Below are 13,370 nucleotides of genomic sequence, written 5' to 3'. Positions count from 1 at the left end.
CCGGGCCAGGGCCAGGGCCAGGGCCCCGGTCAGGGCTTCGGCGGCCCGGGACAGGGTCCCGGCGGCCCGTCCGCACCCCCGGCCTTCGGGCGTGAGCCCTCCCGTCCCGGTGGCCCCACGGCGCCCGGCCCCTCCGGCTTCGGCGGCGGTCCCGGCGGTGCCCCGCAGGGATTCCAGCAGGCCGGGGCCCCGGCTCCGCCCGCGTTCCCGCGCGAGACCGGCCGCCCGCCGGCGGGCGACGACGACTGGGTGATCTCCCCGCCGTCGTCCCCAGGACCGGGCGGACCGGGCGGACCGGGTCAGGGCGGCGGCGGTCAGGGCGGCGGCTACGGCTACCCGCACCCCGGCGCCACCCAGGCCCCCTCCGGCCCCAACGGCTTCCCGCAGGCACCGCAGTCCTCCCAGCCGGCCACCTGGACGGCGACCATCGGCCCGGACCGCGAGTACTTCATGGCGATGATGCACCGCTCCGGCCCCGAGGCCGCCGGCCTGAACCTGCCCGCGTACTCGCCCGAGCAGCAGCGCACGCTCTCCGGCAACCAGGTCACCATCGGCCGCCGCCGGCACTCCACCGGCGACACCCCCGACATCGACCTGTCGGTGCCGCCGGAGGACCCGGGCGTCTCGCACCAGCACGCGGTGCTCGTGCAGCAGCCGGACGGCAGCTGGGCGGTCGTCGACCAGAACTCGACGAACGGCACCACGGTCAACATGTCGGAGGAGCCGATCCAGCCGTTCGTGCCGGTCCCGCTCCAGGACGGCGACCGGGTGCACGTGGGCGCCTGGACGACGATCACCGTCCGCCGGGGCTGAGCCGCGCTCAGGGCAGGGGCCAGACGTACGGCCCCTGCGGGTCGTCCAGCCACGCCCAGGTGTGCCCGCCGGCGACCGTGACGCCGTAGCGTCCGCGGCCCGGCTCGCCCTCGCGCTCCCACAGGGCGTACGCCTCCTGCGGGTCGAGGGTGCCCCGGGTCAGCGCGAGCAGGAAGCGGAACGGTTCCTGCCGGCGGGCCCGGCCGGGCAGCCCGGCCAGGCAGACGCCCTCGGGCTCGGCCCTGCCCTCGCCGCGCAGCGGCACGAAGAAGGCGGCCCCGGGCAGGAAGCGGCCCTCGGCGTGCTCCGCGTCCCGCACGGTCAGGGCGAGCAGGCCGGTGGCGAGCGGGGTGAGGATGCGCGCGCCGGGGCGGCACTGGGCGAGCCAGGCGCGCGGCACCGTGGGCAGCTCGCAGGTGGCGATGATCCGGTCGAAGGGGGCGCGTTCGGGCACTCCGCGCGCACCGTCGCCGGTGACGACGACCGGGTGGCAGCCGGCCGCGGCGAGGTGCTGCCGGGCCGACTCGGTGATCTCCGGTTCGAGGTCGACGGTGGTGACCAGGTCGCCGGCGCCGAGCCGGTGGGCGAGCAGGGCCGCGTTGTAGCCGGTGCCGGCGCCCACCTCCAGCACCCGGTCGCCGTCCTCGACGCGCAGGGCGACCAGCATCCGGGCCATCAGGGAGGGCTGGCTGCTGGAGGAGACCAGCTCGCCGTCGCGCAGCCGGGTGGCCAGCGGTTCGTCCGCGTAGGCGCCGCGCACCCAGCGTTCCCGGGCCTCGCGGTCGGGGCTCTCGGCCCAGCGGCGCTCGTAGCCACGCGCCCCGGCGACGTAGTAGTACGGCACGAACAGGTGCCGGGGCACCGCCGCGAACGCCTCCCGCCACACCGGGTCCGCGGTCCAGGCCCCGTCGGCGTCGATCTCCCGCACCAGGGCGGCCCGTGCCGCGTCGGCGAGAGCCTCGATGTCCGTGTCGTGGGCGCCCATGGGTCCACAGTAGGGGCGGGCGGTCCGCGGGCGGGGGCGTCCGGGGTGGTCCTAAGCCTGGAGTCCTGGGCCATCCCGTCTGAGACGATGGACGGGTGAATGAGATTCGGCGCGGCACGCTTCAGGAGCAGACCTTCTACGAGCAGGTCGGCGGGGAGGAGACCTTCCGCCGGCTCGTCCACCGTTTCTACGAGGGGGTCGCCGAGGACCCGCTCCTGCGGCCGATGTACCCGGAGGAGGACCTGGGCCCGGCCGAGGAGCGGCTGGCCCTGTTCCTGATGCAGTACTGGGGCGGGCCCACGACCTACAGCGAGAACCGCGGCCACCCGCGGCTGCGGATGCGGCACGCGCCGTTCACCGTGGACCGGGCGGCGCACGACGCCTGGCTGCGGCACATGCGGGCGGCGGTCGACGAGCTGGGGCTGTCCGAGGAGCACGAGCGGACGCTGTGGAACTACCTGACGTACGCCGCCGCGTCGATGGTGAACACCCCTGACTGATCGGGACGTCGCTGAAGGTCGGATTCCGGTCACCCGTCGCCGCATTCCGATCACAATCCGGTATAGACCGGCAGACAACCGCTTACCCGGCGCCCGGCGCTCTGCCAGCATCGCCCGAAGGTCTGGCAGTCCGGACACACGGGGGCCGGGTGACGGGGTTCGTCTTCTCACGCGCGCGTGCGCACCGCCTGCTGCTGTGCGCCGCTCTGCTGACGGTGGTGCTGACCACCGCGGTGCTGGCGACGCTCACGGCGTACTCGGGGGCGATCGGTGACGCGGCGCTGCGCCATGTGCTCGGCGACTCCCGCAACGCCGCCGACACCGCGCTGATCGTCAAGGCGGACGTGCCGCCGGCCGAGCGGGCCGCCGCCGACACCGCCGTACGCCGGGGAGCCCGCACCACGTTCGCCGGGTTACCGGTGACCGTACGGACCCTGCGCCGCTCGGGGCCGTACGCGCTGCCCCGCTCGCTCCAGCCGGCCGCGAGCCGGTCGGGCGACCCGGACCTGACCTACTTCGCGGCCCTGGACACCACCCGGCTGCGGCTGGCCGCCGGCCGCCTCCCGCGCCGCGGTGCCGGCGAGGTCGAGGTGGCGCTCCCGCAGGCCGCCGCCCGGGCGCTGCGGCTGGCGGCCGGCGACCGGCTCACCCTGACGGACCGGCTGAACGGCCCCGCGGTCCGGGTCCGGATCGTCGGCGTGTACCGCCCCGTCTCGGTGACGGCACCGTACTGGCGGCTGGACGACCTGCTCGGCCGCGGGGTGAAGGAGTCCGGCTTCACGACGTACGGCCCGCTCCTCGCCGCCCCCGGCGTCCTCGCCGGCGGCCGGGTCAGCGCCGGTTCCACGGGCTGGCTGGCCTCGGCCGACTTCACCTCGGTGACGACCGGCCGGATCGGGGAGCTGCGCACGGCGGCCCGGAAGGGCAGCGCGGCCCTGCGCGAGCCGACCGCGCTGAGCGGTACGACCGTCTCGCAGACCGCGCTGCCGGACGTGCTGGACCGGGTGGACCGTTCGCTGCTCGTGGCCCGCTCCACCCTGCTGATCATCGCCCTCCAGCTGGTACTCCTCGCCGGCTACGCGCTGCTCCTGGTCGCCCGGCTGCTCAGCACCGAACGCGCCGACGAGACCCGGCTGCTGCGCGCCCGCGGCGCCTCCCGGACCCGGATCGCCGTCCTCGCCGCGGCCGAGGCGCTGCTGCTCGCGCTGCCCGCGGCGGTGTGCGCGCCGCTGCTCGCCGGCCCGCTCACCGCCCTGCTCGCCGGGCACGGCCCGCTGGCCCGGCTCGGCCTGCGCCTGGACCTCCCGCCGGCCGGCCGGCCCGCAGTGTGGCTGGTGGCGGCCGCGGTGGCTCTCGGCTGCGCGCTCGCGGTGGCCGTCCCGGCCCTGACGGGCGCCGGGGCCGAGGTGCGCAAGCCGGGCGCCCGGCGGGCCTGGCCGCTGCCCCGCACGCTCCGCAGCAGGCCGGGCCGCACCGCCGTACCGGCCCCGCTGCGGGCCGGTGCCGACCTCGGGCTGCTCGCGATCGCCGGGGTGGCCTACCGGCAGCTGGGCCGGCAGGGCTCCGGGGGCGTGGCCGCGGACCGGTCGGGCACGCTCGGCGTCGATCCGCTGCTGGTGGCCGCGCCGGCGCTGGCCCTGCTCGCCGGGACCGTGCTCACGCTGCGGCTGCTGCCGCCCGTGGCCCGGTTCGCCGAGCGGTGGGCGGCCGGCGGGCGAGGGCTGCCGGTGGCACTGGCCGGCTGGCAGTTCAGCCGGCGCACCGCACGCGGCGCGGGCCCGGTGCTGCTGCTGGTCCTGGCCGTCGCCCTCGGCATGCTCGCGATCGGGCAGGCCTCCTCCTGGGACCGCTCGCAGGACGACCAGGCCGACTTCCGGGCCGGGGTGCCGGTGCGGGTCCTGGCCGCCGGGGCGGACGGGTTCGGCCGTACCGGCCTGTACGCCGATCTGCCGGACGTGCGCGAGGCCGCCCCGGCCGTGCGCGCCGCCCAGCCGCTGTCCGGCGACCGTACGGCCACCGTGCTGGCCCTCGACACCGCGCACGCGGCGGACGCCGTCCTCATGCGCCCCGACCTGGCCGACGAACCGGTACGGCCGCTGCTGGGCCGGCTCGCGCCCGGGGGCGCCCCCGCCGGGACCGAGGTGCCGGCGGGCACCGCCCGGCTGGAGCTGACGGCCCGCCTGCGCAGCTCGACCGGGCCGGGCACCACGACCGCGGTGACGGTGACGCTCGCGGACCGGTACGGGGTGCCGTACCAGCTGCCGCTCGGGCAGCTCCCCGCCGACGGGCGCCCGCACACCCTGAGCCTCGCCCTCGCCGCCTCCGGACCGGCGACCTTCACCGGACTCCGCCTGGACCTGACCCAGCCCGCCGAGCGCGCCGAGCGCCACCGCCTCGTCCTGGAGCGGTTGACCGCGGCCACGGCGGACGGCACGGAGCAGCGGCTCACGCTGCCCGCCCGGTGGACCACCACCGCCGAGGCCGGCGGCGCCGCCGTACCGAGCGCCGCCACCAGCCCCACCCGCCCCGAGGTCACCGGCACCCGCCCGCCGGCCTTCACCTACAGCACCGGCTACCTCCCCGACGCCGGCATCTGGACGGTCGCCTCCGCCACCCTCCGGCTCCAGGTCGCCCAGGCCGCGCCCGCCGAGGTGCCGGCCCTCGCGACCGACCGCTACCTGACCGCGGCGGGCGCCCGCGCCGGGCAGCGGATCGACCTCACGTTCGGCGACCGGCGGGTGCCGGTGCGGATCGTCCGGGCGGTCCGGGCGCTGCCCGCCACCGCCGACCCGGCGAACACCGGCGTCCGCGACGGCGGCGCCGTCCTGCTCGACCTGCGCGCCGTGAACCAGGTGCTCCAGGCCCGGTACGGGGAGAGCGCCGTGCCCACCGAGTGGTGGCTGGGCACCGCGCCCGGCGCCGCCGCCCGCGTGGCCGCCGCCGTGCGGGCGCTGCCGGACGTCGGTCCCGGACAGGTCGTGGTGCGCGACGAGATCGCCGCCGAGCTGCGCGACGACCCGTTCGGCGCCGGGCCGCAGGCCGCGTTCACGGCGGCGGCCGTGGTCGCGGCGGCGCTCGCCGCGGTCGGCTTCGCGGCCGGCGCCGCCGGCGCGCAACGGGCCCGCAGAGCCGAGTTCGCCGTGCTGCGCGCGCTCGGTGTGCCGCGCCGCCAGCTGGCCCGGACGGTCGCCGCCGAGCAGGCCGTCCTGGTGGGCCTGGCGCTCGCGGTGGGGCTCGGCCTGGGCACCGTACTGGCCCGTGCCGTCCTGCCGTTGATCGTCCTGACCGGGGAGGCGACCCGGCCGGTGCCCGACCTGCTGGTCCGGCTGCCGCCCGGCCGGGTCGCGTTGCTGCTCGCCGCCGTCGCCGCGGCCCCGCTGCTGATCGCGGCGGTGGCGGCCGCGCGCCGCGCCGAAACGGCGGCGGCACTGCGCGCACAGGGAGGTGAGTGAGTTGGACGGCCGTCCGGCACCGGCGGCTCCCGTGATCGCGCCATGGGTGCGGACCCGGCTGCGGGCCGCACCCGGCGCCGCCGTCGCGCTCGCGCTGCTGGTCGCGCTGACCGCGTGCCTGGCGGGCGCCTTCCCGCGCGCGGTGGACCGGTACGAGGACGCGGGCCTTCAGCACGCGCTCCGGCAGGCCCGCCCCGACCGCACCACCGTACGGGTGCAGGCGCCCCAGCCGGACCTCTCCCTGCCGCCCGAACGGCGCGCCGCGGCGCTGCGCCCGGCCACGCTGCGACGGCAGTACGAGAAGGTGCTCGGCGCGGTCGGCAGCCCGCTGACCGTGGACCGCGCCCAGTCCGCGTACGGCGTCACCGGCACCGTCAACCCGGCGGTGCCCGACCCGTGGCTGCCCCGGCCGACCGGGCTGCCCGCCCATGTCTCGCTGACCGCGCGCAGCGGCCTCGCCGAGCACGCGCGCGTGCGCACCGGGCGGCTGCCGCGCGCCGCGCACCCGGTCGACGGCACGACAGCCGAGGTGGAGGCCGCCGTCACCGCCGCCACCGCGCAAAGCCTGCACATCGAGGTGGGTTCGGTCGTCCACGTGCCGGCGCCCGGCCGTGCCCCGCTCGCCGTCCGGGTCACCGGCATCCTCGTCCCGCGCGACCCCGACGGCGCCTACTGGTCCACCGTCCCGCTGCTGCGCACCCCGACCCTCGTGACCCTGCCCACCCCCGGCCCGGACCCGGACAGGTACTGGCTCGGCGCGCTGCTGCTCGCCCCGGACGCGGCCCCCGCCCTGCTGGGCACCAGCACCAACCCGGCCCGCTACTGGCACCTCGCGCCCCGCCTGAGCGGCCTGCACGCACACGACGTGGAACGGCTCGAGCCGGCCGTCGCCTCCCTGGAGTCCGGGCCCGCGCTGCAACGCGCCCGCGCCGCCACGGACTACGGGGCCGACACCGGAACCGAACTCGACGGCGCGCTCGCCTCCTTCTCCCGGCTGCGCTCCGGCATCGCCCCGCTGGTCGCCGTCGCCGCCGCGGGCACCGCGACGGTCGTCGCCGTCGTCCTGCTCATGACCGGCGGGCTGGCCGCGGACCGGCGGCGCACCGAACTCGCCCTGCTGCGCGCCCGCGGCGCTTCCCTGCCGGGCCTCGCCGGCCGGCTGCTCGCCGAGACCGCCGTGGTCGCCGTACCGGCGGGCGCGCTCGGCCTGGCCGTGGCCCTGCTCGCGGTCCCCGCCGGCCGGCTCGCCCCCGCGGTCGCCGCCGCCCTCGCCGTCACCCTCACCGCCTGCGCCGCCCTCCCGCTGCGCGCCGCCCTCGCCCACCGCACGGTCCGGCTGACGGCCCCGCGCGAGGACCTCGCCTCGATACGGCCCTCCCGGCGCCGCGCGGTCGCCGAGCTGACCCTGCTGGTGCTGGCCGCCGGGGCGGTGGCGACCCTGCGCCGGCGCGGCACGACCGGCGACCAGCTGGTGGCCGTGGCCCCCGTCCTGGTCGGGGTCATCGCCGCGCTGCTGCTGCTCCGCCTCTACCCGCTGCTGCTGCGCCGCCTCTCCGGCCCCGCCGGGCGGCTCCGCGGCGCCCTCGGCCACCTCTCCCTGGCCCGCGCGGGCCGCGCCCAGGCCTCCGCGGTGCTCCCGTTGCTCGCCCTGCTGACCGCGCTGACCACGGCGGCGTTCGGCGGCTCGGTGCTGGCGGGGGTGGCCGAGGCCCGGGACCGGGCGGCCCTGCTCACCGTCGGCGCGGACGCCCGCGCGGACGCGAGCACCCCGCTGCCGGCGGACACCCCCGACCGGGTCCGGTCGGTGCCCGGGGTGCGCGCGGTGACCCCCGTCGGCATCTCCTACCAGGCCAAACCGCAGGACGGCCAGGACGCCGTACCGCTGGTGGGCGTGGACCCGCGCGGGTACGCGGAGCTGACGGCCCGCACCGGCCTGGGTGCCTTCCCGGCCGACCGCCTGGCCGGCCGCTCCGGCACCCTGCCCGCCGTCGCCTCGCCCTCCGTCGCCTCCGCGTACGGCACCCGGCGGCCCTTCCTGGTCCGGCTGGAGGACGGCAGCGCGGTCACCGTGCACATCGTCCTCGTCCGCGACCGCACCCCGGCGGTCCCCGGCGCCGACTTCCTCCTCGTCGACCGTGCGGGCCTGCCCGCCCCGGCGGCCCGCCCCACCACCCTGCTGCTGACCGGCGACCGGCTGCACGCGGGCGCGCTGCGGGACGCCGTCGGTGGCGCCGCCGTCCGGATCCGCGCCGAGGAACGCGCCCGGTACGCCGACTCGCCCCTCCAGTCCGGTGCCGAGCACGTGTACACGGCGGCGGTCGCCACCGGGGCCGGCTTCGCCGTCCTGGCCCTGCTGCTGTCCCTGCTCCGGGCGGCCCCCGAACGCGCCGCGCTCCTGGCCCGCCTCCGCACGATGGGCCTCACCCGCGCCCAGTCCCGCCGCCTGCTGGTCCTCGAGTCCCTGCCCCAGGCCGTCCTGGCAGCCGTGGGCGGCACTGTGACCGGCTGGTCCACGATCCGCCTCCTCTCCCCCGGCATCGACCTCACCGCCATCGCCCTCCCGACAGCCGAGGCCCCCTCCCCCGGTGCCGCACTCCGGCCCGACCCGTGGTCCCTCACGACCCCGGCCCTCGCGGTCCTGACGGTGACGGTGGGAGTGGCGGCCCTCCAGGCCTGGTGGACGGGCAGACGGAGTTCGGTGAGGGAACTACGGGCGGGGGACGGCCGATGAACGTCGAGCCGCAGCACCGGGCACCCACGCAGGAGACCCCATGACAACGAACCCGAGCCTGACCGAGCTGGCACACCGCGTCAGCGAGGCCAGGGCGAACCCCGTCTACGGCCACGACGCCCTCATCACCTGCGACCGCCTCGTGCGCATCTTCACCACGGACGGCATAGAGGTCCAAGCCCTCCAGGGCCTGGACCTCCTCGTCCGCGAGGGCGAACTCATGGCGCTGGTCGGCGCGTCAGGCAGCGGCAAGTCCACCCTGATGAACATCCTCGCCGGCCTCGACACCCCCACCGCCGGTGCCGCCCGCGTCGCCGGCCGCGACCTGCTCACCATGACCGCGAAGGACCGCCTCGCCTACCGCCGCGAGGTCGTCGGCTTCGTCCGGCAGCAGACCGCCCGCAACCTGCTCCCCTACCTCACCGCGGCCCAGAACGTCGCCCTCCCGCTCCAGCTCTCCGGCGCCCGCAAGGGCCGCCGGGCCCGCACCGAACGCGCCCTGGAACTCCTGGAGTTGCTGCAGGTGGCCGACTGCCGCGACCGCCGCCCGGAGCAGATGTCCGGCGGCCAGCAGCAGCGCGTCGCGATCGCCGTGGCCCTCGCCAACGGCCCCGCGGTGCTGCTCGCCGACGAACCCACCGGCGAACTCGACTCCCAGACGGCCGCCCAGATCTTCGACGCGTTCCGCACGGCCAACGAGACCCTCGGCACCACGATCGTCATCGTCACCCACGACCAGGCGGTGGCGGGCGAGGTCCGCCGTACGGTGGCGATCCGCGACGGCCGTACCTCCACCGAGGTGCTGCGCCGCAGCGAGATCGACGCGGCGACCGGCCATGAGACGGTCGTGGCCCGCGAGTACGCCATGCTCGACCGCGCCGGCCGGCTCCAACTGCCCGCCGACTATCTGCGCGCCCTGGACATGCGCGACCGCGTGGCCCTGGAACTGGAGTCCGACCACATCGGCGTATGGCCGGACGACACGGGTGCCTGACGGAACCGGGGACTCCGGCTCAGCGCACGCTCAGCCCGAAGGACCCGAGCCCCGCCTGCCGTACCGCCACCGACCCGTACGGCGTGCGCAGCCGCAGCCACGCCCCCGAGGAGAACAGCCCGGTGTCGCCCGGACCGGTCCCGGGCCGCAGGAAGCCCAGGGACTGGGCCGCGTGCACGGCCCGCACCGGCAGCCGGGTGCCTCTGATCTCCCGGGACCAGATGTCCCGCCCGATCCGGTCCAGCTCCGCGCGGGTACGGCCCTCGGGCGCCAGCTCCTCGGTGCGTGCGCGGAACTCGGCCACCGCGGCGGCGACCGTGGCGCGCAGCGCGTCCGGCGCGGGCAGCCCGGGCTCCGGCTGCCAGCCGGCGCGCGGCGGCAGCAGCCCGGCCCACGGCGGTCCGGTGACCGCGCCCGGGACGGCGGCGGTGGCCGCCCGCTCGTCCACGGACTCCAGGAGCTCGCCGGCGGAGACGGTCACGTCGAGGGTGACGTCCAGCCCGTCCTCGTACGGCTTCGCCAGCCGCACCGCGCGGACGGCCAGCACCTCGAAGGACGGCGGCCGGCCGAAGACGGCCAGGGCGGTGCCGGCCGCCTGCAGCCGCACCGCGGCCCCACGGTCGTAGTGGAGCAGCCGGGAGAGGAAGGCGGCGAGGTCCGCCGCCTCCGTCTCGTCGGCCAGGTGCAGCACCGTCATGCCGCGACGGCCTCCTCCTTGTCGGCCCCGTCCCGGTACTCCTCGAGGAACGCGCGCTCCTCGGCGGTGATCCGGCGGGGCCGCTGGGCCTCGAAGTCGAACGGCACGATGACCGTCGAGGCCCGCACGTACACGAGATCCTCGTCCTTCACCTCGTAGGCGATGGTGAAGGACGCGGCCCGGATCTCGGTGACCCACAGCTCGATGTCCACCGGGTGGTGCCGGTGCACGAGCTGCCGCTTGTAGTCGATCTCGTGGCGCGCCACCACCGACCCCTGCTTGAAGTCCTTCTCCGGACGGAACAGGAAGTCGATGCGGGCTTCCTCCAGGTAGCGGACGAAGACCGCGTTGTTGACGTGGCCGTAGGCGTCCATGTCCGACCAGCGCAGCGGACAGCGGTAGAGGTGCCGCAAGATCGATCAGCCCCGGGTCAGCTTCTTGTAGGTGGCACGGTGCGGACGCGCGGCGTCCGGGCCGAGCCGCTCGATCTTGTTCTTCTCGTACGACTCGAAGTTGCCCTCGAACCAGAACCACTTCGACTCACCCTCGTAGGCGAGGATGTGCGTCGCGACGCGGTCGAGGAACCACCGGTCGTGGGAGACGACGACGGCGCAGCCGGGGAAGTCCAGCAGCGCGTTCTCCAGGCTGGAGAGCGTCTCGACGTCGAGGTCGTTGGTGGGCTCGTCGAGGAGGAGCAGGTTGCCGCCCTGCTTCAGGGTCAGCGCAAGGTTGAGCCGGTTGCGCTCACCGCCGGAGAGCACGCCGGCCGGCTTCTGCTGGTCCGGGCCCTTGAAGCCGAACGCGGACACGTACGCCCGGCTCGGCATCTCGACCTGGCCGACGTTGATGTAGTCGAGGCCGTCGGACACGACCTCCCACAGCGTCCTCTTCGGGTCGATGTTCTCGCGGCTCTGGTCGACATAGGAGATCTTGACGGTGTCGCCGACCTTGATGTCACCGGAGTCCGGGGTCTCCAGACCCTGGATCATCTTGAACAGCGTGGTCTTGCCGGCGCCGTTCGGGCCGATGACGCCGACGATGCCGTTGCGCGGCAGCGTGAACGACAGACCGTCGACCAGCACCTTCTCGCCGAAGGACTTGTGCAGGTCGTTGACCTCGACCACGACGTTGCCCAGACGCGGGCCCGGCGGGATCTGGATCTCCTCGAAGTCCAGCTTCCGCATCTTCTCCGCCTCGGCGGCCATCTCCTCGTACCGCGCGAGACGGGCCTTGGACTTGGCCTGCCGCCCCTTGGCGTTGGAGCGGACCCACTCCAGCTCTTCCTTGAGCCGCTTCTGCCGCTTGGCGTCCTTCTGGCCCTCGACCTTGAGGCGGGCGGCCTTGGTCTCCAGGTACTTGGAGTAGTTGCCCTCGTAGCCGTGGAGGCGGCCGCGGTCGACCTCGCAGATCCAGCCGGCGACGTTGTCCAGGAAGTACCGGTCGTGGGTGACGGCGACGACGGTGCCCGGGTACTTGGCCAGGTGCTGCTCCAGCCAGTTCACGGACTCGGCGTCGAGGTGGTTGGTGGGCTCGTCGAGCAGCAGCAGGTCGGGCTGCTGCAGCAGCAGCTTGCACAGCGCGACGCGGCGGCGCTCACCACCGGAGAGGTTGGTCACGGGCCAGTCGCCGGGCGGGCAGCCCAGGGCGTCCATGGCCTGCTCGAGCTGGGCGTCCAGGTCCCAGGCCTCGGCGTGGTCCAGTTCCTCCTGGAGCTTGCCCATCTCCTCCAGCAGCGCGTCCGAGTAGTCGGTCGCCATCAGCTCGGCGATCTCGTTGAACCGGTCGAGCTTGCCCTTGATCTCGGCGACACCCTCCTGGACGTTCTCCAGGACCGTCTTGTCCTCGGTCAGCGGCGGCTCCTGCAGCAGGATGCCGACGGTGTAGCCGGGCGAGAGGAAGGCGTCACCGTTGGACGGCTGCTCCAGCCCCGCCATGATCTTCAGCACGGTCGACTTACCGGCACCGTTCGGGCCGACGACACCGATCTTCGCCCCCGGCAGGAAGCTCAGGGTGACGTCGTCGAGGATCACCTTGTCGCCGTGCGCTTTGCGCGCCTTGCGCATGGTGTAAATGAACTCAGCCAAGAGAAACCGTCCGGCAGCTTGAAATCTGGCAGTGGGCAGATACACCCCATCTTGCCGTACGGCCACCCCTGGGCGGAAACGCGTCGGGGCGAACGCCCCTGACCTGCGGCTTCGCCGCGCGCTCGGGTGGCTCATCCGTCACCGCAGGTCGCCGCCGGTCAGCCCCGACCGCCCGCGCACGGGGCCCGGAGACGGCCCTCGGTCACGGGGCGGTGTCGGGGCGGGCGGTGTGGGCGGGGTGGCCGGCCGTGCGGCGGGATTCCTTCATCTCCGCCTCGTAGAGGTGGTCCCGCCCTCCGGCCAACCGCTCCACCGCGGCATGTTCGAGGTCTTTGAACGGCTGGTAATAGGTGTCGTTGTAGGCCTCGATGATCTGGAACGTCCAATGGCCCGGGATGACGTTGCGGCCCAAGATTTCCGTCTGTACCTTGTCGGCCCACGCGGAGTGGCCGGCTTCCCGCAGAAGCCGTATCGCCCGGTCCAGTTCCAGATCGGCAGTGCCGGTCAGCTGATGAAAACTGTAGAGATGACCGCGGGCGCGTTCTGTCGTCTCCAAAGCCTTCGACAGCGACCCCAGAGCTCGGAGCGTCGTATCGCTCAGGCCGTCGGGGCGCTGATGTGCGCGGTCGGGACCGCCGCCGTCAACGTTCATGATCTTCCGTGTGGCCCTTTTCAGCCGGCTACCCGGTGTTCCGGGAATTCATGGACGCTGGCCGTCAGGGTGCCGTCCTGCTGTTCGTAATGGGACAGGGCGAGACCGAGACCGAAGAACGTGGGAGCCCACTCGCCCACGAAGAGGCCCCACCGGTCGGCGCGGGCGAGCCCGGTGCCGGGTTCGGCCTTCAGGCTGGTCACCCAGGCGGCAACAGTGAGGCCGATCGAGGTGAAAGCGGCCATGTAGGCGTGCTCGCTGCGGACGCCCATCTCGTGCATTTTCTTGACGATCATGTTGTTCTCCCGGTGCGCATCACAGCAGGCGCTGTCCAGACCTGAGTTCCCCACATTCCCGAGCCACACCCCGGCTCCGGGAAATCCGAGGACATTTTTATTTGTCGCTTCAACGTCGGTGCGGCCGACGGTGTTGGCACCAGGCGAAGTACTCCCGTAACCTTGG

Annotated in this window: 10 protein-coding genes and 1 pseudogene; 5 read left to right on the top strand and 6 right to left on the bottom strand. The window is 75.1% G+C overall.

Annotated elements, in window-relative coordinates; all coding sequences use genetic code 11:
- A pseudogene (locus ACIP4Y_RS01700) lies at positions 1 to 813 on the top strand (FHA domain-containing protein); the annotation flags it as partial.
- Between the two features lie 7 nt (positions 814 to 820).
- On the opposite strand, the gene ACIP4Y_RS01695 reads toward ACIP4Y_RS01700, so the two are convergent.
- Positions 821 to 1,798 carry a methyltransferase domain-containing protein gene (locus tag ACIP4Y_RS01695; protein ID WP_401386394.1) on the bottom strand — a complete coding sequence of 326 codons (978 nt, stop codon included), beginning with the start codon at positions 1,796 to 1,798 and terminating at the stop codon, positions 821 to 823.
- A gap of 95 nt (positions 1,799 to 1,893) precedes the next feature.
- Between ACIP4Y_RS01695 and ACIP4Y_RS01690 the strand changes: the two genes are divergently transcribed.
- From ACIP4Y_RS01690 to ACIP4Y_RS01675, 4 genes are all read left to right on the top strand, one after another.
- Complete coding sequence (locus ACIP4Y_RS01690) at positions 1,894 to 2,298, top strand: globin (RefSeq protein ID WP_401386391.1); 405 nt, start codon at positions 1,894 to 1,896, stop codon at positions 2,296 to 2,298.
- Positions 2,299 to 2,447: 149 nt separating this feature from the next.
- Positions 2,448 to 5,750: an FtsX-like permease family protein gene (locus ACIP4Y_RS01685; RefSeq protein WP_401386388.1), complete on the top strand. Its 3,303-nt coding sequence runs from the start codon at positions 2,448 to 2,450 to the stop codon at positions 5,748 to 5,750.
- Positions 5,743 to 8,481 (top strand): FtsX-like permease family protein, encoded by a 2,739-nt coding sequence (locus tag ACIP4Y_RS01680; protein WP_401386385.1) that lies wholly within the window; start codon positions 5,743 to 5,745, stop codon positions 8,479 to 8,481. Before ACIP4Y_RS01685 ends, ACIP4Y_RS01680 begins: the two co-directional genes overlap by 8 nt.
- Positions 8,482 to 8,521: 40 nt before the next feature.
- Positions 8,522 to 9,475 (top strand): ABC transporter ATP-binding protein, encoded by a 954-nt coding sequence (locus ACIP4Y_RS01675; protein ID WP_401386382.1) that lies wholly within the window; start codon positions 8,522 to 8,524, stop codon positions 9,473 to 9,475.
- Positions 9,476 to 9,494: 19 nt separating this feature from the next.
- Here the strand turns inward: ACIP4Y_RS01675 and ACIP4Y_RS01670 are convergent, their stop codons facing one another.
- The 5 genes from ACIP4Y_RS01670 to ACIP4Y_RS01650 all read right to left on the bottom strand — a co-directional run bounded on the left by ACIP4Y_RS01670 (position 9,495) and on the right by ACIP4Y_RS01650 (position 13,204).
- Positions 9,495 to 10,172: a hypothetical protein gene (locus ACIP4Y_RS01670; RefSeq protein WP_401386379.1), complete on the bottom strand. Its 678-nt coding sequence runs from the start codon at positions 10,170 to 10,172 to the stop codon at positions 9,495 to 9,497.
- Positions 10,169 to 10,585 carry a thioesterase family protein gene (locus ACIP4Y_RS01665; protein WP_358647490.1) on the bottom strand — a complete coding sequence of 139 codons (417 nt, stop codon included), beginning with the start codon at positions 10,583 to 10,585 and terminating at the stop codon, positions 10,169 to 10,171. The genes ACIP4Y_RS01670 and ACIP4Y_RS01665 overlap by 4 nt, the downstream gene beginning before the upstream one ends.
- Before the next feature lie 6 nt (positions 10,586 to 10,591).
- Positions 10,592 to 12,256 (bottom strand): energy-dependent translational throttle protein EttA, encoded by a 1,665-nt coding sequence (gene ettA / locus ACIP4Y_RS01660; protein ID WP_358647488.1) that lies wholly within the window; start codon positions 12,254 to 12,256, stop codon positions 10,592 to 10,594.
- Between the two features lie 202 nt (positions 12,257 to 12,458).
- Positions 12,459 to 12,908, bottom strand: coding sequence for a hypothetical protein (locus ACIP4Y_RS01655; RefSeq protein ID WP_401386375.1), 450 nt, complete (start codon positions 12,906 to 12,908; stop codon positions 12,459 to 12,461).
- 20 nt (positions 12,909 to 12,928) lie between these two features.
- Positions 12,929 to 13,204 carry a hypothetical protein gene (locus ACIP4Y_RS01650; protein WP_401386372.1) on the bottom strand — a complete coding sequence of 92 codons (276 nt, stop codon included), beginning with the start codon at positions 13,202 to 13,204 and terminating at the stop codon, positions 12,929 to 12,931.
- Positions 13,205 to 13,370: the final 166 nt, after the last annotated feature.

Source organism: Streptomyces sp. NPDC088810, from assembly GCF_044750305.1.
Lineage (GTDB): Bacteria > Actinomycetota > Actinomycetes > Streptomycetales > Streptomycetaceae > Streptomyces.
This window is presented reverse-complemented; position numbering and strand designations above follow the sequence as displayed.